This window comes from Kitasatospora sp. NEAU-CNBT7 (assembly GCF_057220535.1).
In genome coordinates this window covers 1-23,221 of the sequence record NZ_JBXQQB010000055.1, presented here as the reverse complement: position 1 = coordinate 23,221, position 23,221 = coordinate 1, and the positions used below count along the sequence as shown (strand labels likewise).

Sequence of the window (23,221 nt, the reverse complement as noted above, 5' to 3'; positions counted from 1 at the left end):
CCGGACCCACCGCACCGCGGTCCCCGCGCCTCTGTCGCGTCCGGCCGCCGCCGCGTCCGCCCGCCGGCGCTCCCGGGCCGGCCGTGACATGTGCAGGTAAGAGCGGTGCGGGGTGGATCTGATGGTGCGTCAATTCGCTTGGTTTTGGCTACACTCGCTGCCACCGTCCCTTCCCGGTCGCGCCGGGGACGACCGAAGCGGAGACCCGCGTGGCACACCTGCGTCTGGACGTGCTGGGGCCCGCGGCGCTCACCCGTGACGGCGCCGCGGCCGCGCTGCCGCCGCTCACCCTGCGGCTGCTGCTGCGGCTGGTCGCGGAGGACGGCGGCAGCGTGCCGGCCGGCCGGCTGTACCTCGACGTGTGGGGCGCACCCCCGGGCGGCCGGATCGGCCGGGCCCACCGCACCCAGGTCCAGCAGCGCGTGCACGAGCTGCGGCGGGCGATGGACAGCGCTACCCACCCCGAGCAGGCCTCCGTGGTCCGCACCGAGCAGGTCGCGGACGGCCGTGACACGGTGTCCGCGTACCGGCTGGTGCTGGGGCGGGAGCAACTCGACTGCGCCGAGTTCGAGGAACTGGTGGTCCGGGCGGTCCGGGCCGCGCCCGCCACGGCCGCCGCCCTGCTGACCCGGGCGCTGCTGCTGTGGCGGGGCGGCCCGCTGCCCGAACTGGCCGGGGCCGGGTTCGCCGGTCACCTGGTCCGCCGGCTGACCGGCCGGTACGAGACGGCGCGCCGCGAACTCATACGCCTGCACACCGAGTTGGGGCACCCGGAGCTGGCGCTGCCGCTCGCCGAGGCACTGGCCGCCGACCACCCCGACGACCCGGCCGCCCTCGGGGTGCTGCTCGACCTCCGGGAGCGGATCCGGGCCGGACACGGGGACGAGGTCCTGCGGCGGGAGTTCGCGGCGCTGCGGGTCGCGGTGGTGGTCAAGCGCGGCGACCTGTTCGAGCAGGACGACGCCAACCTGGTGGCCGGCTTCACCGACACCTTCGACACCGCGGTCGACCAGGACGTGGTGATCAGCGGCGCCAGCGTCCAGGGCCAGCTGCTGGAACGGGTCTTCGGCGGCGACCGCAAGGAACTGGACCGCGAACTGCGCCGCGCACTGCGGCCGGTGGCCCCGGTCGGCCGGGAGAGCGTGCGGGACAAACCCCGGGGCAAGCGGACGCGGTACCCCGTCGGCACCGTCGTCCCGCTCACGCTTCCGCTGCCCGGCAAACGGGCCTTCGCGGTGGCCTACAGCCGACAGGGCAACGACCTGGTGGCCCGTTCCGACCCCGCCCAACTGCGCCACAGCCTGGACCGGCTGTGGGCCGCCATCACCGGACACGGCCTGCACAGACCGGTCGCCGTCCCGCTGGTCGGCTCGGGACTCGCCCGCATCCACCAACTCACCAGGGAGGAGATCGTGATGATGATCATCGACAGTTTCGTCCGGGCCTGCCGGACCTCCATCGTGGCACCCGAACTGCGGATCATCGTCCAGCCCGCCGAACTCGAGCAGATCCGGATGCTGGACGTCGCCCGCTTCGTCGAGGCGCTGGACGACCACGGGCGCGGGCCGGCATGACGGACACCCCCGAGGGCCTGCGGGCCGACCTGCTCGACCTCCTCGCGGACGTACCGCACTGGGCGCTCGCCCCGGCACGCTGGGAGCTGGTGGCCCGGGCCCTGGCGACCGCCGAGGCCGCCGTCCGCGGCGGCGACGCGGCCGGCCTGGACCAGGCGGTGGTCCAGCTCGAACTGGCCGGCCCGGTCCGGATCACCCGGATCGGCGCCACCCCCGAACTCCCGCCACCGCCCCCGGTACGCGAGCGGCTGAACCACCTGGTCCACCTGCTGGGCGGCCCGGACCCGCACCCCGGCGGGACGCGGCACGAGGACGCCGGAACGCCCGCCGGCGGGGACGGGGACAGGGCGTGAGCAAGATCCTGGACCGGCAGTTCGTGGCCCACCTGTACGCGCCCACCGACGGCCCGCACGCGGCCGCGGCCTACCGCGCGATCGAGGAGCTCTGGCGCGGCTGCCGGCTGACCTTCGGGATGACCGCGCCGATACCGGGCACCGGCCTGCCGGACCACCTGCCGCTCTCCGCGGACGGCCTCCCGCCCGACGGCGAGCCGGCCGTGGCGGCCCAGGAACGGCCCGGCGCCGACTGCCAGGCGATCCTGCGGCGCCACCACGACCTGCTGAACCTCTCGGTGGTGCTCACCGCGCCCGTGCCCGCCGGCCCACCCGGCCGCGACCCGGGCCGGGACGGGTCCCTGGAGGACCACTGGCAGGCACTGGCCGCCCGCCACGGACCGCTGCTGCTCGGCGAGGCCCGGCTGCACCTGGCCCGGGTCGACGGCGCCGGGAGCGAGATCCGCACCGCGGCGCCCTCGCTCCACGTCCGCCTCGACGCCCTGCTGCCCGCCGCCGGCGACGGCGTTCGCCGAGCAGCCGTTCCCGGGCTGCCGGTGGGGGAGGGGATCGCCCTGTGGGAGCCGGACCCGGGGCCGGACGGGCGGGCCCTGCGCCGGTTCCTGCTCGCCGTCGCGCCCGACGCCGATCCGGCGGCCAGCGCCTGGGTCTGGTCGCGCGGGGACACCGCGATCCCGCCGCTGGCCCGCTACCTGCTGCACGCGGCCAAGCTGCGGTACCAGCTGCGGGTGTGGCAGCGCGACGGCCGCACCCGCGACGTACGCTCCGCCCTCGACCGGCTGGGCGCCGAGCTGCGCCGGCTGGGAGCGGGCGCGGCGGCCCGGGCCGAACTGCTGCGGCTCGGGCGGCTGGACGCGCTGCTGCTCCTCGGCGACCTGCGCGAACTGCGGCGGACCGTGGAGATCGCCGCCGACAACCTCTCCCGGGCGTTCGACCTCACGGGCCTGCTGCTCCCCGGCGGCCCGTTCGCCGATGACGCCGACCTGGCCCGCTCCCTCACCGAGCGGCTGGACGACGAACTCGCCTACCTGACGGTGGCGACCGACCGCGCGGAGCACGTCGCCGAGCACACCGCCGGGCGGATCCCCGTGCCTGCCGCCGAGCCGGCACCGGGCGGACCCGCCCCGGCGCGCCCGCCGGACGCCGCCGAGCGGGCCCGGCAGGTGTTCGTGGTGCACGGCCGCGACGAACCCGCCCGCCGGGCGGTCTTCGCCCTGCTGCGCGCACTGGACCTGCGGCCCCTGGAGTGGGAGGACCTGGTCGCACTGACCGGCCAGGCCGCGCCGTACCTCGGCGAGACCGTCGCACGGGCGCTGCCGCTGGTCCAGGCGGTGGTGGTGCTGATGACCCCGGAGGACGTGGTCCGGCTCCACCCGGAGCTGGCGGCGCCGGACGAGGGCGCCGCCGAGACCCGGCACGCCCTGCAGCCCCGGCCCAACGTGCTGCTCGAACTGGGCATGGCGCTCGCCGTCCACCCCGGCCGCACGGTGATCCTGCTGATCGGCGACCAGCGCCCGGTCACCGACCTGGGCGGCCGCAACTTCGTCCGGATCACGGGGAGCCCGGACTTCCGGGCGAAGATCGCCAACCGGCTGCGGCTGGCCGGCTGCCCGGTCGACACCACCGGCCAGGACTGGCTCACCGCGGGCGACTTCGCCGCGCTGGACGCCCACCGCCGCGAGCCGCCGCCGGCCGCCCCCGGCGCGCCGGACGCCGTTCCCGGCCGGTGACCGGGGACGGCGCCGAGGCGTCGGGCGTCAGGCGTCGGGCGCCGCCGATCCGGGAACGGCGTCCACCTGCTCCACCGACACCACCCGCGGGCCGCCAGGCGACGACGGCTTGCCGACCTCCGACCCGGCCTGCCGGACCGCGGCGATCTCCGCCACCAGGTCGTCGGTGCGCAGCACCCGGTCCGCCCCGGTACGGCCGACCGCCCGGGCGGCCCCGGCCTTCACCACGTTGACCAGATCGCCGCCGGCCAGCCCCTCCGATGCCGCCGCCAGCGCATCCAGGTCCAGCGGCTGGGCCCGCGGCACCTCCTCGGGCACCAGCGTCTCCCACAGCCGCCGCCGGGTCGGCCCGTCCGGCAGGTCGAACCGCACGTGCGCCAGGATCCGGCGGACGAACGCCGCGTCGTAGTTCCGGGGGAAGTTGGTGGTGAAGACCACCATCCCCCGGAAGTCGTCGAGTTGGGAGAGCATCACCGCACGCGAGACGTTCACGCTGTGGTCGGAGCTCTGCGTGACGCTGCTGAGCCGGCTGCCCAGGATCGAGTCCGCCTCGTTGAACACCAGCACCGCGTGGTGCCGCTGGGCCTCCCGGAAGCAGGCCACGATGTTCTTGGGGGTCTCGCCCACGTACTTGGACTCGATCTCGGCGTAGCTCACGTCGATCAGCGGCATCCCCAGCCGGTGGGCGATGGCCTCGGCGGCCAGTGACTTGCCGGTGCCGGGCGCGCCGTAGAAGTTGAGGGCGGTACCGGCGCGGTCCGGGTCGATCCGGCGCAGGTTCCACTCCCGGTAGAGGGTGTCGTGGTGCTCGAGCTGGCGCAGTGCCAGCTCGATCCGCCGGTGCACCGCCTCCGGGACCACCAGGTCGTCCATCGTGCGGCGGGGCTTGCGGGGGGCGAAGGCCGGGCTCTCCCGCTCCGGTTCGGCGGGTGCCCGCCGGCCGGCGGCCCGCCCGGGGTCGGTCCCGGGCTGCGGCGCCGGGCGGGGTCCGGCCGGGATCTCGGTCCAGTCGTCCATGGTGTGCTCCTAGAGGTCGTGGAGGATGTCGATCTCGACGTGGGCGTGCTGCTCGGCCAGCGCCCGGATCCGCGGGTCGTCGATCTCGTCGAGGCGCAGTGGCTGGTCGAGCACGGTGTGCGGGCCCTCGGCGGTGGCGATCCGGACGGTGCGCCGGACACCCACCGCGATCCGGTCGAGGACGATCAGGGCGCTCATCAGCGCGCTGCGGTCCAGGCCGCGCTCCCGCAGGAAGCGGCCGACGGCGTCCTTGACGGCGCCCCAGAAGGTGACCGCGGCGGCGGCCCCCAGCAGCATCGCGGCGAGTCCGAGCACCAGGTGGATCACGGCGCGGCCCGCCAGGTGCGCAGGACGGCGCCGCCGGTACCGCGCAGCAGCTCGGCGCGGACCGGCTGCGGCACGTCGTCCCAGGGCAGCGTGGTCGTCCCCCGGGCGCGGCCGCCGTCGCCGTCGTACTCGGCGCTGACGCCGACCGCGGAACCGCGCGAGCCGGCGCAGTGGAAGCGCAGGTCCACCGGGCCGATCTCGACGTCGATCCGGTCCAGCAGCATCGGGTCGGCGCCGTCGAACAGCACCGCCCACAGCCGTTCGGTGCCCACGCCGAACCGCCGGGCCCAGTCCCGTCCGTGGACCAGCAGGACGACCTGCCCGATCTCGTCCGCGCCGGGCCGCCCAGTACGGCGCTGCCGCAGCCACCACCAGGCGCCGCCGCCCGCCAGCAGGAGCGCCACCCACAGCCACACCGTCATGTCCTCGTGTCCTCTCTCGGCGGTCTCCGGTTCCCGGTCCATCAGTTGACCTCGCTCAGCAGCCGGTCGCGGACCTCGACGATGTCGATGGCGGCGTTGTCCAGCCCGCCGGCGAGCACCTTGGCGCGGATCTCGGCCGGCAGGTCGTCGTAGGTCAGCGGCTGCTCGGTGACGACCTTCACCACCGGCTTCTCGCCGTCCTCCACGTTGCGCAGGTACGAGGCGATCCGGACCGACCACTCGTCGCTGTACACCTGGACGAAGGTGGCGACCTCGCTCAGCAGCACCCGCCGCAGCCGCCGCCAGGCGCTGCGGACGGCGCGGCGCAGCTCCACCGAGATCCGGTCCAGGGTCTGGAAGGCCATCCGGACGTCGTTGGCCAGCGCGGGCATCACCCGGTCGACCCACGGCAGCAGGTGCTCCCGGGTCCAGGCCATCAGGGCGGGCCAGAGGTAGACGGCCACCGCGGCGAGCGCGGCGCCGACCGAGCCCACGAGCACGAACATCAGCGGAAGCATGGCGACTCCTTTCGTCAGCGTCCCTCGGACGCCGGGTAGAGCTGGAAGCGGACGGCCCGGTCGGAGCCGGTGAGCAGCCGTCGGCGGGCGCGTTCGGGCAGGTTCTCCCAGGCCAGGACGTGCGAGACGGTGCAGGAGCGGAGCCCGCCCGCGGGTGAGGTGTGGACGATCTCGGTGACGCGCCGGCAGGGCCCGTCGACCGGCGACTCGTAGGTCACGGTGAGCCACAGCAGCCGGCTGCGGGTCAGTTCGACGGCGGCGGGGGAGGGCGGCGGCCGGCCCTCGACCAGGCGGCGCGCCCGGCTGTCGTCGCAGAGCTCCACCAGCGCCCGGAACGCCTCCGGGACGCTGAGCTCCAACAGCCGGGCGGTCTCCACCGCGAGGGTGTCGTAGACGACCGCGACCTCGACCAGCTCGCCGCCCTCCAGATCGCTCTGCACGCCGTCGAGCACCCGGGCGAGCAGCTCGAGGCCGTAGTCGAGGGCGGCGCCGGCCTCGGGTCCGTGCCGCCTGGTCCGGGTACGGGTCTGCGCCAACTGGGCCTTGGCGGCGTCCAGGAGGGGCTTCAGGGGGGAATCCGTCATGCCCCTCACGGTGGCCGCAGGGCCGCTTCCCCGACGATCCCCGGGCCGCTTCCGGACTGCTTCGGACCGGCCCGGGGGCGCTCGGGGCCGGTCCGGCGGATCGGGTCGGACGGGTGCCGGACGGGACGGCCGGTGGCACCTCCCGGCCGGGGGCCGGGGGACGTCGAGCGCCGCGTAGGGTCCGCCGGACAGCCCCTGGGCCCGGGGCGGCGGGTGCCTCCGGGCGGTCAGGCGCCGTGGTGCTGGTGGGCGGCCCAGAGCGAAGGGGCCGCCGGGAACCGTTCCCGCACCCGCAGGACCGCGTCGTGGAGTGCGTACGGCACCCGGTCCGGGACCAGGCGCCCGCCGGCCACCGACGCCGCGTAGACCTCGCGGGCGATCCGGGCGGCGATCCGGTCGCTGACGCTCCAGAGGGTGCCGATCACCTGCGGGTACCCGGCGAGTTGGAATCCGGCCGCCAGGTGCACCGCCTCGTCGGCCAGCCCGAGCCGGGTGTCGGCCGTCTCGCAGGCCGACAGGTAGGCCAGGTGGGCCCGGCCGAGATCGAGCCGGGAGATCGCCGCCAGGCTGAGCGCCGGGTCCGGCCCGGCCAGCACGATGCCGCTGGACATCGGCGACACCCGGTCGTTGACCGCGTGGCAGGCGAAGTGGGCGACCCCGCTGCCCGGCAGGGCCGCGAGCACCGCCGCCCGGGTCGCCCCCTCCCCGAGCAGCAGCCGGGCGCCGGGCAGCAGGGCGGCGATGTCCGCCGCCTCCCCGAGGACCCGCGGCAGCACCGGCAGCCCGGTCCGGTCCCCGACCGCGACGACGACCGCTCCACCGGCGTCGCCCGCCGGGCCGGCGGCCCGCCGCCGGCGGGCGCGGGCGTGCGCCAGCAGCCGGACCGTCGGCGTGTAGGAGGACACCACCCGGTCCGGCACGCTGCGGCCGGTGCCCTCGAGGTGGCGGCCCGCGGCATGCAGCGGCAGCGCCGCGAGCGGTCCGGTCGGGCACCACCACAGCCGGGATCCCGGCGCCGGGTCCAGCGCCGCCAGGACCGGTTCGCCGACCGTGTCCCACAGCCGGCCGAGGACGTCCAGCAGATCCTCCTGCGCGGGTTCACCACCGAGGCGGACGGCGTGGGCGAGCACGTCGGCGGTCCGCAGTCCGGGCAGCGGCACCGGCCGTACCCCGTCCCGGTCGAGCAGCAGCGCGTGGCCGCCGTCGGGGCCCGCGCTCACCACCACGACCGGCCCGTCCCCCAACCCGGCGAGCAGCTCGGCCAGTTCGGGCGGGCGGTGGAACCCGGACAGCCCCGGGACCCGGCGGATCTCGGCCAGCAGCGCCTCCCACCGGTCGGCCAGCTCACGGCGCCGCCCGGCGGCCGTCACCACCCGCCGGGCCGAGGCGATCCCGGCGGGCCCGGGGTGCTGCGGCCCGGCGCCGTGCGAGGCGGGGCCGGGCGGTGCGGGCTGATCCGGTGCGTCCGGTTCGGCGAGCAGGTCCCGCAGCCGGGCGAACTCGGCCGCCAGGTCCGGGCGCAGCGCCGCCAGGTCGCCCCGGGCGTCGATGGCCTCGGTGAGCAGCACACCACGCGCCTGTTCGAGCAGTTCCACGGCCCGGTCGGGCCGGCCCGCGCCGACCGCGGCCGCCACCACCTCGGCCGACAGGTCCGCGTGGACCTCCAGGGTGCGTTCGCGCCCGCCGCGGGCCAGCACCCTGGGGGCGGCCGACGGCAGCAGTGCGACCGCCCGCTCCGCCGCCCGCAGGGCCTGCCCGGGCCGGCCGGTGCTCAGGTGCAGTTGCGCCAACGAGCGTGCGCAGCCCAGCCGGTCGTGCGGGGGCGCGCTCTGCTCGGCCAGCCCGCTCTCCAGCAGTCGCACGGCCTCGGCGAGCGCGCCGGTGTCCTCGGGCGCCGGGCCGGGGGCGTCGTGGGGGGCGGTCTCGGGTGCGCCGTCCGGGGGCCGGCCGGAGCGGGCCGCGCCGTGCGCGAGCACCAGCGCGCTCGCGCAGGTCAGCGCGGCCGAGGCGTGGGCGGAGGTGCCCGGTGGCAGGGCGTGCAGCGCGGCGCGGCCGCAGGCCACCGCCTCCGCCGTGGCCGGCCCGCCGCCGGGGGTGGCGGCCAGCCTGACCAGGATCCAGCCCAGCATGCCCAGGCGCAGCGCCCGCTGCGGATGGTCGGCGGGCGTCGCGTCGAAGGCCCGGCGGGCGACCTCGGCCTGCTCGCGGCGCACCGCCGGATCGCCACCGCGGTGGGTGTCGAGTTCGCCCAGCGCGGCGCTGAGCGAGTCGAGGTAGACCGGGAGCCGGGGGTCGCGCCCCGCCGTGCGGACGGCCTCGCGCGCGGCGGTCACCGCCTCCTCGGCGGAGGCCGCGTCCCGGTGCACCGAGTGCCGGGCCCGCAGGGTGACGGTGAGGCTGTTCCACAGGGCGGGCCTCGGCCCGGCGGGGGCCGGTGACTCGGCCAGGGCCGCGCGGGCCGCCTGTTCCGCGGCGTGCAGCAGGGTCTCGTCCCCGGTCCGGTCGAACAGGCCGAGCAGGGTGTCGTTGAGTGCGCTCCAGCAGTCCACCCGGGCGGGGTGGGTCGGTGGCAGGGCGCCGATCGCCTCCTCGATGACCGGCACCGACTCCGCCAGCGGCGCGCTGTCCCCGGTCAGCCGGGCGAGCAGGGCCAGGTGTCCGGCGAGGTTGCGCAGGTGGCCGGGCCGGTCGTGGCCGGTGCGGGGTGTCGCCGCGACCGCGTCCCGGGCCGCCCGGACGGCCTGCCGGGCCCACTCGGGATTGCGGTCGTGCTGGGCGAGGTGCTGCAGGGCCGCGCCGGTGAGGTTGAGGTATGCCGCCCGCCGGGGGTCGCCGGGCGGTGCCGCCGCCAGGGCCCGCTCGCACCAGGCCAGCGCCGCCCGGACGTCGGCGGGGTCACCGGTGACCGGGTAGCGGCCGAGGTGGGTGGCGGCCGCGCCGGCCAGGTGCACGGGCAGCCCGCCGTCGGCGGCGGCCCGGCTGAGCAGACAGGCCTCGTCCAGGGCGGCGGTGTCCCCGCTGACGGCGTACCGCCCGCGCAGCAGGGAGGCCAGGTTGTGCTGGAAGCGCTGCCGGTCGGCCGAGCCCGGCGGCGCCGCCCCGGCGGCGCGGCGGGCCAGCTCGACCGCCTCCGCCAGGGCCGATGGTGACCCGGTGTACTGGTGCAGCCGGAACAGCGCGGAGGCGAGGTTGGACAGGCACCCGGGCAGCACCGGATCGGCCGCCGCCACCCGCCGTACGACCTGTCGGCCGCGCCGCACGGCCTCCTCCAGCAGCGCCGGGTCCGTGGTGTGCTCGAACAGCTCGAGCAGGGCGCCGCAGAGGTTGCGGCCCGCCTCGACCGCCATCGCGGCCAGGACCTCGGGCCCGGCCACCGGCGGGCCGTCCACCACCCGGCGTCCCAGGTCCACCGCCTCGGCCAGCGCCGCGACCTCACCGGTCAGCCGCCACCGGTCCTGCAACCGCGAGGCCAGCTCGGCGCTCAGGGCCCAACGCGTCGCCCCGTCCTCGCCCGCGGCCGCCGGCGCGGCGCCCGCCGCCCCGACCGCCCGGGCCGGCGCGGTCCCGCCGCCGGTCCCGCCGTCCAACCGCCGCCGCCACTCCCGGCTCCGCGGGTGGTGCTCGCGGACCTCGTCGGCCCGCCCGCCGACGGCGCCGGCGGCCGCGTCCTCGGGTGTCTGGGGCGGCATGGCGTCGAGTATGGCAGCGGGACGGGTCGATCGGACGGTCAACTCGCCTTTCGGGAAGTCGAGTTCGATGGATGTCGCGGTGGTGGCGGGAGGAGCGGGCCCGGGGGCCGGTTCGGGCCCGTCACCGCATCTGTTCCCGAACCGCCCCTGCCGGCCGCGCCCTTGGACATCGTGGCGGCCCGGCAGCGGGACAGCGCGCCCGGACGGGCAACTCGTGCTTCGGGATGCCGAGTTCGACGGGCGCTGCGCGGAGGAGGGCGGCCCACCCGGGCCGGTGCTGCGGGCACCGGACAGCGCCCGCCCCTCCCGTCCGCTACCGGTGCCCGGTCCGCCGTCTGCGCAGCAGGGCCGCCGCGCCCGCCCACAGCGCCGCGAGGGCGGCGGTGGCCGCCAGCACCAGGAGGAGGTTGCGCAGGTAGGGCAGCGGCAGCAGGGTGGGGTTGCCGCTGTCCGTGCCCGCGCGCAGGGCGGCGGGCAGGCCGACGGCGGTCAGGGTGGCGGCGACGATCAGCCAGCCCCGCAGGACCGGGCCGCGGACCCGCAGCGCGCCGACCGCGCAGACCACCGGCACCCACAGGCCGTCGTGCAGGATCAGCCCGCCGACCGCCCACTCCACGATGTCGAGCGGTGCGGTGATGTAGTGGTCGTTCAGCAGTCCGTACAGCCCGTAGGCGGTCAGGGCCAGGCCGCCCGCGGCGGTCAGCAGCCGCAGGAGTTGCGGCAGTCGCGGCGGGCGCGGTGGACGGGGTGTGCGGGCCATCAGAGCGCCTCCATCCGGGCGACCCACTTGGTCTGCAGGACGCCGGGCCGGTTGGGCGCGATGATGCGCGCCGGGTAGCCGTGGTCGGGGGCGAGGACCTCGCCGTTCACGCGCAGCGCGAGCAGGGTCAGCGGGTCGCGGGCGTAGGTGGCCGGCATGTCCATCACCCGGTATGGCCCGTCGGCCTCCAGCGAGGTGACGCGCAGCCGGGCGGAGGCCGGGGCACCGGCCCGGGCCAGCAGGTCGGCCACCCGGACGCCCGACCAGCGGGCCGAGGCGCTCCAGCCCTCGACGCAGGCGATCGGCAGGTCGGCCTCGTGCTGGGGCATGGCGAGCAGCTGGTCCATCGTCAGCTCGTACGGCTGCGGGCCGTCGACCCGCAGCCGCCAGTCCGCGGGCGCCGCGGCGGTACCGGCCTGGACGGCGGTACGGTTGACCGGCAGGCCCTGCGGGCCGAGGCCGGGCCGGCGTGGCGCGAGCAGGTCGAGGGCGCGCAGCCAGGGCACGCTCTGCCCGGCGGTGGTGACCGTGACGGCGGCCACCGAGGCGCCGACCGCGGTCAGGAACGCCCGGCGCTGGGCCAGGCCGGGGCGCGGCCGGCGCCAGTGCGCTGCGATCAGCGGGGCTTTGGCCGCGATGTGCAGCAGCAGGCCGCCGGTGGCGAGCCAGCCGAGCCAGAAGTGGGTCTGGCGGAACGGGAACGGCCACGGGTACCACTGCAGGGTGTTGAACAGGCCGGTGAACAGCTCCAGCAGCATCGCGCCGACCAGGACCGCGATCCCGAGCCGCTCCAGCGCGTGCAGCACGCTGCGCACCGGCGGCCACTCGAACAGCTTCGGGTACACGGTCCAGAGCTTGGCGCCGAGCAGCGGGATCGCGGCGATGCCGCTGATCACGTGCAGCCCCTGGGTGACCTGGTAGCCGTGGGCGGGCCGGCTGGGCAGCCGGCCGGCCAGCCAGGCCGGCGGGTCCTGCACCAGGTGGCTGAACAGTCCGGTCAGGAAGCAGGTGAGCAGGGCCGCACCGAGCCAGCGGCCGAGCACCACGGCGGTGCGCGGATCGTGCAGCCGGGAGCTGAACGTGCCCTCGCGCAGCGGGCCGCGCCGCAGCGCGTCGGGAGGGGTCGGCAGCGGCAGGTCGTCCGGTCGGCGGCGGGGGTCGGGGGTGTCTTCGTCCACGCCCCCATCTCACCCCGGCCGGGGCGGGAATCGGGGGTGCGGCCTGCTTACGGAAGTCGTACGTCCGCCCCGGGCCGGGCCCGCCGCACCGGCCGCGAGCTGGCACTCCAGCGATGCCCCAGCGGCTCCGGTTGAACTGCCGGGCGGCAGGTCGTCCACCGACCTGTCGTACCCGATTCGTCGTCATCCATGGGGGACTCATGACCGCGGGGACCATCCGCCCGATCACGCCGGCGCAGCTGCGGCTGCTCACCCACCACCGCCTCTTCCCGGGCGACGCCTCCTTCAACCTGCCCGTCTGCCACCGGCTGGAGGGCGAGGTCGACGTCGAGCGGCTGCGTTCGGTGCTGGAGCGGCTCGGCCGCGAGGTGGGCGCGTTCGGCGTCGCGTTCGAGGACCGGGACGGCGCGCCGGCCAGCGTCGAGGACCCGTCCCGGGAGTTCCGCGTGCCGGTGATCGACCTGCCGGGGCCGGGCCGGGCGCACGTGGTGGACCGGCTGGCCCGCCTCGCCGACACGCCGATCGCACCGCAGGCCCGGCCGCAGCTGGACTTCGCCGTCCACCGGGCGGCCGACGGGGTGTACGTGTCGCTGCTGTTCTCGCACCTGGTCGCCGACGCCTACACCTTCTACAACTTCGTCGACGCGGTGGAGCGACTCTACCGCGACCCGTCCGGCGCGCTGCCGGGCCTGGCGGCCGTCCACCCGGCGGACCTGGTGGACGAGCGGCCGGCCGACTCGGCGGCGCTGGAGTTCTTCGGACGCCAGCTCGGCGGGCGCTCCTCACTGACCAACGACCGGCTCGCGCAGCCGCGCACCGGCGGCGTCCTGACCGGCACGCACCGGCGGGTGGAGCTCGACGACGAGCTGTCCGCGCGGATCCGCGCCCGGCTGGCCGAGCAGGGCACCAGCCCGTTCGCGTTCTTCCTCGCCGCGCACCTGGTGGTGCTCTCCCGGCTCACCGGCGACCGGGAGCTGGTGGCCGGGGTCCCGCTCGGCAACCGGCGCGGCCTGCGTCAGCGCCAGGCGTTCGGCTACTTCGTCAACACCCTTCCGCTGGTTGCCGATCTCACCGCGCACCGGACCTTCGCGGACCTGGTCGGCGCGGTGCACGGCGCCTCGGTCGGCCTGCTGCGGCACCAGAGCTTCGACCTGGCCGCCAACCTGCGCACGGTGGCGCCGGACATGCAGAGCACCCTGCTGACCCTCGACAACGCCTTCACCTACTACCGCCAGCCCATCGAACTGCGCGTCCCCGGCTGCGCGGTGGAGCCGCTGCTGGTGCCCAGGCAGCAGGTCAAGTACCCGTTCGGGATGACGGTGGAGGACTTCGGCGGCCGGTTCGCGGTCAACCTGGAGTTCGGCGACAACCGGCGCGACGCCGACCCCGAGGGCATGCTGCGGCACCTGCTCACCCTGGTGGCCGAGGACCCGGAGACCGAACTGCGGGCGCTGCCCGCGATGGCCCCCGAGCAGGAACGCCGGATCGCGCGGCTGATCGGCGAGCCCGAGGAGTTCGAGCTGCCGCCGTCGCTGGCCGCCTGGTTCGAGCGGACCGCCGCCGCGCACCCCGGCCGCACCGCCGTCCAGGACGGCGACGAGTCGCTGACCTACGCCGAACTCAACGCCCGCGCCAACCGGGTGGCCCACCGGATCGCCGAGCAGGTCCCCGGCCGGTATGTCGCGGTGGCGATGCGGCGCGGACTCGACCTGGTCGCCGTGCTGCTCGGCGTGGTCAAGGCGGGCCGCACCTACGTGCCGCTCGACCCGGCCTCGCCCGCCGCCCGGATCGCGCACATCGTCGCCGACTTCCCCGACGGGCTGCCGCTGGTCGCCGACCAGGACCGGTGGCCGGACACCGCGCCGGCCCGGCTGGACAGCGCCGCGCTGCTGGCGCCGGGCGCCGACCACGACCCGGCGGGCGGCGATCACGACCCGGCGGGCGGCGACCGCCGTGAGGACCCCGCGTACGTCATCTTCACCTCCGGCTCCACCGGGCGCCCCAAGGGCGTGCAGGTGACGCACGCCAACGTGATGCGGCTGTTCCGGTCCGCCGAACGGCACTTCGGCTTCGGCCCGGACGACACCTGGTGCCTGTTCCACTCCTACGCCTTCGACGTCTCGGTGTGGGAGCTGTTCGGGGCGCTGCTGCACGGCGGACGGCTGGTCGTGGTCCCGGAGCTGACCGCCAAGTCGCCGGACCGCCTGCTGGCGCTACTGGCCGCCACCGGCGTCACCGTGCTCAACCAGACCCCGTCCGCCTTCCGCCAGCTCCTCAAGGTGCTGACGCCCGAGCACCGCGACACGCTCGCCGTACGGCACGTGGTCTTCGCCGGCGAGGCGCTGTCGTTCGCGGCGCTGCGCCCCTGGTACGAGGTGATGGGCGAACGGGCGCAGCTCGCCAACATGTACGGCATCACCGAGACCACCGTGCACAGCACCTACCACCCGCTGCGGCCCGAGGACGCCCGGCGGACCCGGGAGTCGGTGATCGGCCGCCCGCTGGCCGACCTGACGGTGAGCGTGGTCGACCGCGACCTGCACCCCTGCCCGGTCGGCGTCCCCGGCGAACTGCTGGTCGGCGGGGCCGGTGTGTCGCTCGGCTACCTCGGGCGGCCCGAGCTCACCGCACAGCGCTTCCTGCCCGGCGAGCACCCGGGTGAGCGCCGGTACCGCTCGGGCGACCTCGGCGTGGTCCGGCCGGACGGCACGCTGGTATACCTCGGCCGGATCGACCGGCAGGTGCAGCTGCGCGGCTACCGGATCGAGCTCGGCGAGATCGAGTCCGCGCTGCTGGCGGTGGACGGGGTCCGCGAGTGCGTCGTCCGGATGGCCGAGTCACCCTCGGGGGAACCGGAGTTGGTGGCCTTCCTGGCCGGCTGCCCGATCGGCGACGACGCCCAGGTGCGGGCCGCGCTGCGCGGCCTGCTGCCCGCGTACATGGTCCCGGCCCGGCTGGTCCGGCTGGCCGCGCTGCCGCTGACCGTCAACGGCAAGGTCGACGACCGCGCCCTGCCCTGGCCGACGGCGGCGGCGCCGCGGACCGACGCCGCCGGACCCTGCCTCGGCACCGGTGAGCTGGTGCGCTCGGTCTGGCAGGAGGCGCTGCCGGGCGCGGTCATCGGGCCCGACGACAACCTGTTCGACCTCGGCGGCTCGTCCACCCACGTGATCGAGGTCTTCCAGCGGCTCCAGGAGCGGGTCGACACCAAGGAGTTGGAGATCATCGACCTGTTCGCGCACACCACGGTGCGCCGGCTCGCGGCCCACCTGGACGCACTCGGGGTACCGGCGCCCGCCGCCATCGCCGCCGATACCGGTGCCATCGGTGTCGTTGGTGTCATCGGTGGGGAGGCCGTCTCCCGTGGCTGAACGGACGGACGAGAGCACCCCGATCGCGATCGTGGGCATGGCGGGCCGCTTCCCGGGCGCCGCCGACGTCCCGCGGTTCTGGGCCCACCTGCTCGAAGGCGCCGAACAGGTCAGGGAGTTCGGCGCCGAGGAATTGCGCGCGGCGGGCGTCCCGGACGGGCAGGCCGCCGCGCCCACCCACCTCCCGTACGGTGCCGACCTCGCCGACGCCGACCTGTTCGACGCGGAGTTCTTCGGCCTGACACCCCGCGACGCCATGCTGACCGACCCCCAGCACCGCCTGTTCCTCACCTGCGCCTGGGAGGCCCTCCAGGACGCCGGGCACCCGCCGTCCCGGCTCACCGGCCGCACCGGCGTCTTCGGCAGCACCACGCTCAGCACCTACCTGCTCGAGAACGTGCTGCGCAGCCCCGAGTTCGCCGACGCCGCACTGAGCTACCCCGTCCTGATCGGCAACGACAAGGACTTCCTCACCACCCGGGTCTCCTACCGCCTCGGCCTGACCGGCCCCAGCATGGCCGTGCAGAGCGCCTGCTCCGGCTCCCTGGCCGCCGTCCACCTGGCCTGCGGCTCGCTGCGCCGCGGCGAGAGCGACCTGGCGCTGGCCGGCGGGGTCAGCGTGACACTGCCGCAGACCGGCGGCTACGGGTACCAGGAGGGCAGCATCATGTCCCGGGACGGGCACTGCCGGGTCTTCGACGCCCGCTCCTCCGGCACCGTCAAGGGCAACGGCTGCGCGGTGGTGGCCCTGCGCCGCCTGGACGACGCGCTGGCCGACGGCGACCAGGTGTACGCCGTGATCCGCGGCACCGCCGTCACCAACGACGGCTCCGACAAGATCGGCTTCACCGCACCGGGCCCGGCCGGCCAGCAGGGCGCGATCCGCGCCGCGCTGGCCGACTCCGGCATCCCCGCCGACCGGATCGGCTACGTCGAGACCCACGGCACCGGCACCTCCCTCGGCGACCCGATCGAACTGCGCGCCCTCGCCGCCGCCCACACCGAGGCGGGCGGCCCGGCACCCGGCTGCGCCATCGGCAGCGTCAAGGCCAACCTCGGCCACCTGGACGCCGCCGCCGGCGTGGTCGGCCTGGTGAAGGCCGCCCTGGTGCTGCGCCACCAGACCATCCCGCCGCAGATCAACTTCGAGCGGCCCAACCCGCTGCTGCGGCTCGACCGGCTGCCGTACCGGGTCGTCACCGAGGCCACCCGCTGCGCGGAGCCGCTGACCGCCGCCGCGGTCTCCTCCTTCGGCCTGGGCGGCACCAACGCCCACGTCGTCCTGTCCGCACCGCCGCCCCGCGACCCGGCCCCGGAAGGCCGCTACCCCGTCGTCCTCTCCGCCCGCGACCCCGAGGCCCTGCGCGCCACCGCCCACGGCCTGCTCGCCCACCTGGGGGAGGGGCCCGTTCCCGTCCCTGTCGCCGAACTCGCCAGGACCCTGCTGACCGGGCGCGACCCGCTGCCCCACCGGTACGCCTTCGCCGCCTCGACCGCCGCCGAAGTCACCGCCGGCCTCCGGGCCCTGCTCGACGGCACGCCCCCCGGGCCCACCGATCCGACTGGGCCCACCCGCGCGGCCGGGCCCGCCGACCCGCCCGGCGGCGCCGACCGGGCCGTCCGGACCTGGCTCGAGGGCGCGGACCTGGACCCGGCCGACTGGGGCCTGGACAAGGCCGGGAAGGTCTCCCTGCCGCCGTACCCGCTGCGCCCCACCCGGCACTGGATCGACCCCGCGCCGCACACTCCGGACCCGGCGGGCACCCAGGGCCTGGCGGGCACCCGGGGCCCGGCGGGCACCCGGGGCCCGGCGAGCATCCCGGGCACACCCGCGCCCACCCCCGGGGCCCGGCCGACCGCCACCGCCGTGGCCGAGCTCTTCGAACGGCATCTGCGGACCACCCCGGTCGGCCCCGACGACGACTACTACGACCTGGGCGGCGACTCGCTCACCGCCGTCGACATCGTCACGGCACTGCGCGACGCCTTCGGCGCCGACCTGGACCTCGACACCTTCGCGGCTCTGCGCACCCCGCGGCGGATCGCCGAGCGGCTGAGCACTGACCGGGCGGGTGGCGAGCGGCTGGACGGCGGCCGGGCGGGCGACGGGCGGCCGGGCGGTGCCCCGGGCGGCACCCCGTCGCCGGCCGGCCTCACCCCGGTGCGCGACGGCGACGGGCGGACGCTCTTCCTGCTGCCGCCGGCCGGGGGCACCAACTTCTGCTACTTCCAGCTCGCCGCGGCGGGCGGGCAGGCCGCCGTACCGCTCGCCGCCCTGACCTTCCCCGCCGACCGGCCGGCCACCCTGCGGGCGCTGGCCGCGGCCTACCTGACGGCGGTCCGCGCGGCCCAGCCGCACGGCCCGTACCGGTTGGGCGGCTACTCCTTCGGCGGCAACGTCGCCTTCGAACTCGCCCTGCAGCTCCAGGCGCAGGGCGAGCAGGTGGAGCTGCTGGTGATGTTCGACAGCCACCCGCCGGAGGCGTACGTCGGCCCGACGATCACCGAGAAGGAGTTCGCCGCCGCGTTCCCGCTGATGCTCCGCCAGGCCTTCGCCCACGACCTCGACCCCGCCGCCCTCGACCACCCGCCCGCGGACCTGGAGGAACTCCTCGAACTGGCCCGGATGCCGCACTGGACCGACGCCACCGCGGCCGAGTACCGCAGCTTCTTCCGCACCTGGAAGCACAACCACGACGCCCTCAAGGGCCACTACCCCGACCAGCGCCTGCGCGCCGACCTGGTCCTGCTGCACGCCCGGGACCAGGAGAACCGCGACCTCCTGGAGGCCCTGCGGATCCGTACCGAACCCGGGTCCCGGTGGCAGCACCACCTCGACGGCGAGCTGCGGGTGGTGACCGTGCCGGGCGACCACTTCACCATGTTCGCCGACCCCGGCCACCTGAAGCAGTTGGCCGCGGCGCTGGACTCCGTCCTCGCGGACCACGACCGGCCCTGACCAGCGGATGACGAGGGGGCGTCCCGTTCGGCGGGCGGGGCGCCCCGGCCTGCCCGCCCGCCTGCCTGCCGCGGACGCGCCGGGTCAGCCCGCGCCGCCGGTCGGGGCGGCCGACTGCGCGGCGGACTGCGCGGCCGACTGCGCGACCGACCGGGCGAGTTCGAGCGAGGTGGCGACGGCGGCCGGGATGTCCGTCACCGGGAAGAGCGTGTGCCGCACCACGCGGTCGGGGCCGACCACCAGGACCAGGCGCTTGATGCGCAGGTCCTGGCCGGCCCGGAAGGCCGGCAGGCGCAGGGCGGCCGTGAGGTGCAGTTCCGCGTCGGACAGCAGGGGGAAGGGCAGCGCTTCGGCCGCGGCGAAGGCGGCCTGTTCCAGGGGCGTCTGGGTGCTGACGCCGCGGACGGCGATGCCCGCGGCCTCGAACCGCGGCCAGGCGGCCCGGAACTGGCGGTTCTCCAGGGTGCAGCCCGCGCTCCCCGGGATCGGGGTGGCGGGCGCCACCGCCGCCGGGACGCCTGGGACGCCGGGGACACCGGTCGCCGGGTAGGCGAACAGCACGGTGGCGCGAGCACCGGCGGCCACCGGATCGTGCCCGAGGCCGTCGGTCCCTGGGAGGATCAGCCCGTCGGGCAGCGGCTCGCCCACCAGGGCGCGGACCCGGCGGGCCTCCGCGCCCTGCTCCGGCGCGCCCCCGGTCAGCGTGCCGTCGCCGAGGAGCCAGCGGTCGGCCCAGTCCTGCATCGAGACCAGCACCGGGAGCAGCCCGCGACCCTGCTCGGTGAGCAGGTACTCGTAGCGTGGCGGGCGGTCCTGGTAGCGGCGCCGCTCCAGCACCCCGTTCTCGGTCAGGCTGCGCAGCCGCTCGGCGAGGACCTTGCGGGACACGCCGAGCTCGTCCGCGAGCCGGTCGAAGCGGTGGTGTCCGCGGGCCACCTCGCGCAGGACGAGCAGCGTCCACCAGTCGCCCACCACCGCCGCGGCCTGCGCGATGCCGCAGTCGTCGGCCTCGCGTCGTGCGGTCATCTCTCGCTCCGGGGGGTCGGGTGGACGGGTCACCGGCCACCCATAGTAGGTTCCTGATCGAAACCTAGTGAGTATCGAAAGGGAACCCACTGTGTCGCAGCGTACCTGGCACGACGTCGACGAGTACTTCAACGGTCTGCTGGTCGAGGAGGACGACGCGCTGCTGGCCGCCGTCGGCGACAGCGAGGACGCCGGTCTCCCGCCGCACCAGGTCGCCCCCAACCAGGGCAAGCTGCTCAACCTGCTGGCCCGCGTCCGCGGCGCCCGCACCATCCTGGAGATCGGCACCCTCGGCGGCTACAGCACCATCTGGCTCGCCCGCGCCCTGCCGGCCGGCGGGCGGCTGATCAGCCTGGAGGCCGACGAGGAGTGCGCGGCCGTGGCCCGCGCCAACATCGCCCGGGCCGGCCTCGCGGACGTCGTCGACATCCGGCTCGGGGCGGCACTCGACACCCTGCCGCAGCTGACCGGTGACGACGGCGCACCGTTCGACCTGGTCTTCATCGATGCCGACAAGCCCTCGAACCCCGACTACCTGGACTGGGCGCTCAGGCTGACCCGGCCCGGCAGCGTCATCATCGGCGACAATGTGGTCCGCGACGGCGCCGTCACCGACCCGGCCAGCCCGGACCCCCGGGTGCAGGGCGTCCGCCGCTTCACCGAACTCATCGCCCGGCACCCCCGGCTGACCGCGACCGCCGTCCAGACGGTCGGCTCCAAGGGCTACGACGGCTTCGTCATGGCGCTCGTGACGGACTGACCCCTGGGCGCTCGTGACGGCCTGGGGGTTCGTGGCGGACCGACCCCTGGGCGCTCGTGACGGACCGCCCCGGGGAGGGAGTGGCGGGCGAGGAAGTCCACGCTCCGCGCGACGATGGCGGGGATCTCGTCGGAGCCGAGGAAGATGTGGTCGGCGCCGTCCACCGGCACCAGCTCGACGGCGCCGCCGTGCCCGGCCAGGTGCTCGGCCAGCCGTTCGCTCTGGCTGTACGGCACCAGCTGGTCCGCGGTGCCGTGCACCAGCAGGAACGGCGGTACCGCGGACGGCACCTGACCGACCGGACTGGCCGCCGCCGCCAGATCGGGCCGGTCGGTGGGGGAGGCGCCGAGCAGCGCGGTGTACGGGTCGCCCACCCCGGGCAGCTCAGGCCCCGCACCGCCCGCGAGGGCGAGCACGGGGACGGCCGACGCGGCCGCGACGATGTCGGACACCCCGTACCAGTCCACGGCGCACCGCACCGTGGTGTCGCCCTGGCCGACGCCCTCGGCCCCCTCGAGCGGGCCGTCCGTGCCGACGCTGCCGGGGGCGGGCGAGGTGTCAGGGTCGATGCCCGTGAGGGCGGCCATCGCGGCCAGGTGGCCGCCCGCGGACTCGCCGAACACACCGATCCGCGCGGGGTCGATCCCCAGCCGGTCGGCGAACCGCCGCACGTAGCGGATCGCGGCCTTGACGTCGTGCAACTGCGCCGGGAACGGCGCCTCCAGGCTGTGCCGGTAGTCGATGGTGACAACCGCGAGACCGGCCCCCAGGATCGAGCCGAACAGCAGGTCGACGGGGACGGTCGGCGGCGGGTAGCGCCGGTCGCCGTCCATCCAGCCGCCGCCGTGGATCCACACGACCGCCGCGACGGGCGCACCGGCCGGCGGGACGTGGACGTCGAGCAGGCGCGGCCGGTAGCCGAAGGTCCTGGCGTAGGTGACCGCCTCGTAGCTGAGGACGCCGTCGTCCGCGCGGCGCGGCGGCGGGGGCGGGAGGAACGGCGGCGGCGGCCAGCCGGAATCCGGTTCCTGCGACAGCTCGGACATGGCGGCTCCTCGGGGTGGTGGGGGAGGCGGGAAGCGGGAAGGCGGTAGGCGGGCGCCGACGCGGCGTGGGTCCGGTCGGTGCGTGGGTCCCGCACCGCGCGTCAGCACGGTAACACGTGTAATCGTTGTCGACCAGACCCGTTCCGTGGACTTCGCGCCCGGCGCCCGTGTCGTACCTCCCGGTGTCGAGCGCGCCCCAACGTCCCCCTGTGCGTGGCCCGTTGGATTCCGCCTCGAGTGTCGGCAGGTCCGGGGGCGGCCCGACCGCGAGAGATATGCCGAACCCTTGACTGCCGTCACGGCAGCGCCATACTTGGGCACACTCCCAGCCGACCGAATGAGGTGCCGCCCGTGGAGCTCGCCCGTTCCGCCCATGTCGACACGTTCTGCCGCGACCGCCTCCCACCGCCCGAGCAGTGGCCGGAACTGCTCCTCGACCTGCCGGAGCTGCAGTACCCGCAGCGCCTGAACTGCGCGCAGGTCCTGATCGACGGCGCCGTCGACCGGTGGGGCCCGGACCGCCGCTGCCTGCTCACCCCCACCGAGGAGTGGAGCTACGGCGAGCTGCGCCGCCGCTCCGACCAGGTCGCCCAGGTGCTCACCGAGGACCTGGGGCTGGTGCCGGGCAACCGGGTCCTGCTACGCGGCCCCAACGCCCCCTGGCTGGTGGCCAGTTGGCTCGGCGTGCTGAAGGCCGGCGGTGTCGCGGTGACCACGATGCCGCTGCTGAGGGCCGCCGAGCTCGATGCCCTGTGCGGGATCGGCGAACCGGCCGTGGCGCTGTGCGACCACCGCTTCCTCGGGCCCGCCGAGGAGGCCGCGATGGCGGATCTGGTCGTCGTGCCGTTCGGCGGGTCCGGGCCCGAGGACCTGACCGCGCGCTGCGCCACCAAGAGCGGGCGTTTCACCGCCGTCGACACCGCCGCCGACGACGTCGCCCTGATCGCCTTCACCTCCGGCACCACCGGCCACCCCAAGGCGACCCTGCACTTCCACCGCGACGTCCTCGCCAACGCCGACACCTTCTCCCGGCACATCCTGCGCCCCGGCCCCGACGACCTCTTCACCGGCACCCCGCCACTCGGCTTCACCTTCGGCCTCGGCGGACTGCTGGTCTTCCCGCTGCGCGCCGGCGCCGCCAGCCTGCTGCTGGAGCGGGCCACCCCCGAACAGCTCGCCGAAGCGGTCGCCGCACACGGCGTCAGCGTGCTGTTCACCGCACCCACCGCCTACCGCGCCATCCTCGCCGCCGGCCTGGCCGACCGCCTGGCCGCCGTCCGCCGCTGCGTCTCCGCCGGCGAACCCCTGCCCGCCGCCGTCTGGGACGCCTTCCACCACGCCACCGGACTACGCCTGATCGACGGCATCGGCGCCACCGAACTGCTCCACGTCTTCATCTCCGCCGCCGACGGCGACATCCGCCCCGGCTCCACCGGCCGCCCGGTCCCCGGCTACCGCGCCACCGTCCTGGACCAGGACGGCCACCCCGTCCCCGACGGACAACCCGGCCTGCTCGCCGTCAAAGGCCCGACCGGCTGCCGCTACCTCGCCGACGACCGCCAACTCGGCTACGTCCGCAACGGCTGGAACATCACCGGCGACACCTACATCCGCGACACCGACGGCTACTACTGGTTCCAGGCCCGCAACGACGACATGATCGTCTCCGCCGGCTACAACATCGCCGGCCCCGAGGTCGAACACACCCTGATGAACCACCCCGACGTCGCCGACTGCGCCGTCGTCGCCGCACCCGACCCGAGCCGCGGCACCATCGCCAAGGCCTACGTCGTACTCCGCCCCGACGCCGCCGCCGGCCCGGCCACCGCCACCGCACTGCAGGACCACGTCAAACAGACCATCGCCCCCTACAAATACCCCCGCGCCATCGAGTTCGTCACCGAACT

The 23,221-nt window shown here is 75.9% G+C and carries 17 protein-coding genes; 7 read left to right on the top strand and 10 right to left on the bottom strand.

The window, feature by feature from the left end; genetic code table 11:
- The first annotated feature begins 209 nt into the window (after positions 1 to 209).
- The 3 genes from AC2TEW_RS36145 to AC2TEW_RS36135 are packed head-to-tail and all read left to right on the top strand — an operon-like array spanning position 210 to position 3,657.
- Positions 210 to 1,574, top strand: a complete 1,365-nt coding sequence (locus AC2TEW_RS36145; RefSeq protein ID WP_484627494.1) for an AfsR/SARP family transcriptional regulator — start codon at positions 210 to 212, stop codon at positions 1,572 to 1,574.
- The gene (locus tag AC2TEW_RS36140; protein WP_484627493.1) at positions 1,571 to 1,927 is read left to right on the top strand and encodes a CATRA system-associated protein; all 357 of its coding nucleotides are present in this window, start codon (positions 1,571 to 1,573) and stop codon (positions 1,925 to 1,927) included. The genes AC2TEW_RS36145 and AC2TEW_RS36140 overlap by 4 nt, the downstream gene beginning before the upstream one ends.
- The gene (locus tag AC2TEW_RS36135) at positions 1,924 to 3,657 is read left to right on the top strand and encodes a CATRA conflict system CASPASE/TPR repeat-associated protein (RefSeq protein WP_484627492.1); all 1,734 of its coding nucleotides are present in this window, start codon (positions 1,924 to 1,926) and stop codon (positions 3,655 to 3,657) included. The genes AC2TEW_RS36140 and AC2TEW_RS36135 overlap by 4 nt, the downstream gene beginning before the upstream one ends.
- A 27-nt stretch (positions 3,658 to 3,684) precedes the next feature.
- Here the strand turns inward: AC2TEW_RS36135 and AC2TEW_RS36130 are convergent, their stop codons facing one another.
- From AC2TEW_RS36130 to AC2TEW_RS36095, 8 genes are all read right to left on the bottom strand, one after another.
- Positions 3,685 to 4,674 carry an ATP-binding protein gene (locus tag AC2TEW_RS36130; RefSeq protein WP_484627491.1) on the bottom strand — a complete coding sequence of 330 codons (990 nt, stop codon included), beginning with the start codon at positions 4,672 to 4,674 and terminating at the stop codon, positions 3,685 to 3,687.
- A 9-nt stretch (positions 4,675 to 4,683) separates the two neighbouring features.
- Positions 4,684 to 5,001, bottom strand: a complete 318-nt coding sequence (locus AC2TEW_RS36125) for a hypothetical protein (protein WP_484627490.1) — start codon at positions 4,999 to 5,001, stop codon at positions 4,684 to 4,686.
- The gene (locus tag AC2TEW_RS36120) at positions 4,998 to 5,465 is read right to left on the bottom strand and encodes a hypothetical protein (RefSeq protein WP_484627489.1); all 468 of its coding nucleotides are present in this window, start codon (positions 5,463 to 5,465) and stop codon (positions 4,998 to 5,000) included. The genes AC2TEW_RS36125 and AC2TEW_RS36120 overlap by 4 nt, the downstream gene beginning before the upstream one ends.
- Positions 5,465 to 5,941: a hypothetical protein gene (locus AC2TEW_RS36115; RefSeq protein ID WP_484627488.1), complete on the bottom strand. Its 477-nt coding sequence runs from the start codon at positions 5,939 to 5,941 to the stop codon at positions 5,465 to 5,467. The genes AC2TEW_RS36120 and AC2TEW_RS36115 overlap by 1 nt, the downstream gene beginning before the upstream one ends.
- Before the next feature lie 14 nt (positions 5,942 to 5,955).
- Positions 5,956 to 6,525: a hypothetical protein gene (locus tag AC2TEW_RS36110; protein WP_484627487.1), complete on the bottom strand. Its 570-nt coding sequence runs from the start codon at positions 6,523 to 6,525 to the stop codon at positions 5,956 to 5,958.
- A gap of 227 nt (positions 6,526 to 6,752) precedes the next feature.
- Positions 6,753 to 10,214, bottom strand: coding sequence for a CHAT domain-containing protein (locus tag AC2TEW_RS36105; RefSeq protein WP_484627486.1), 3,462 nt, complete (start codon positions 10,212 to 10,214; stop codon positions 6,753 to 6,755).
- 313 nt (positions 10,215 to 10,527) lie between these two features.
- Positions 10,528 to 10,974 (bottom strand): hypothetical protein, encoded by a 447-nt coding sequence (locus AC2TEW_RS36100; RefSeq protein WP_484627485.1) that lies wholly within the window; start codon positions 10,972 to 10,974, stop codon positions 10,528 to 10,530.
- Positions 10,974 to 12,083 carry a molybdopterin-dependent oxidoreductase gene (locus AC2TEW_RS36095; RefSeq protein WP_484627495.1) on the bottom strand — a complete coding sequence of 370 codons (1,110 nt, stop codon included), beginning with the start codon at positions 12,081 to 12,083 and terminating at the stop codon, positions 10,974 to 10,976. Before AC2TEW_RS36095 ends, AC2TEW_RS36100 begins: the two co-directional genes overlap by 1 nt.
- A gap of 269 nt (positions 12,084 to 12,352) precedes the next feature.
- Here AC2TEW_RS36095 and AC2TEW_RS36090 point away from each other — a divergent pair, with 269 nt between their 5' ends.
- Together AC2TEW_RS36090 and AC2TEW_RS36085 are read left to right on the top strand one after the other, a co-directional pair.
- Positions 12,353 to 15,523: a non-ribosomal peptide synthetase gene (locus AC2TEW_RS36090; protein WP_484627484.1), complete on the top strand. Its 3,171-nt coding sequence runs from the start codon at positions 12,353 to 12,355 to the stop codon at positions 15,521 to 15,523.
- On the top strand, positions 15,516 to 18,482 hold the full coding sequence (locus AC2TEW_RS36085) for a beta-ketoacyl synthase N-terminal-like domain-containing protein (RefSeq protein ID WP_484627483.1): 2,967 nt from the start codon (positions 15,516 to 15,518) through the stop codon (positions 18,480 to 18,482). The genes AC2TEW_RS36090 and AC2TEW_RS36085 overlap by 8 nt, the downstream gene beginning before the upstream one ends.
- Before the next feature lie 84 nt (positions 18,483 to 18,566).
- Here AC2TEW_RS36085 and AC2TEW_RS36080 read toward each other — a convergent pair whose 3' ends face one another.
- Positions 18,567 to 19,508 (bottom strand): winged helix-turn-helix transcriptional regulator, encoded by a 942-nt coding sequence (locus AC2TEW_RS36080; RefSeq protein ID WP_484627482.1) that lies wholly within the window; start codon positions 19,506 to 19,508, stop codon positions 18,567 to 18,569.
- Positions 19,509 to 19,599: 91 nt separating this feature from the next.
- Between AC2TEW_RS36080 and AC2TEW_RS36075 the strand changes: the two genes are divergently transcribed.
- Positions 19,600 to 20,268: an O-methyltransferase gene (locus tag AC2TEW_RS36075; protein WP_484627481.1), complete on the top strand. Its 669-nt coding sequence runs from the start codon at positions 19,600 to 19,602 to the stop codon at positions 20,266 to 20,268.
- Here AC2TEW_RS36075 and AC2TEW_RS36070 read toward each other — a convergent pair.
- A complete protein-coding gene (locus tag AC2TEW_RS36070) occupies positions 20,232 to 21,314 on the bottom strand; it encodes an alpha/beta hydrolase fold domain-containing protein (RefSeq protein WP_484627480.1) in 1,083 nt (360 codons plus the stop codon). The two genes, AC2TEW_RS36075 and AC2TEW_RS36070, sit on opposite strands and share 37 nt — an antisense overlap.
- A 351-nt stretch (positions 21,315 to 21,665) precedes the next feature.
- Between AC2TEW_RS36070 and AC2TEW_RS36065 the strand changes: the two genes are divergently transcribed.
- On the top strand, positions 21,666 to 23,221 hold a 1,556-nt coding region (locus AC2TEW_RS36065; RefSeq protein ID WP_484627479.1), incomplete at its 3' end, for an AMP-binding protein.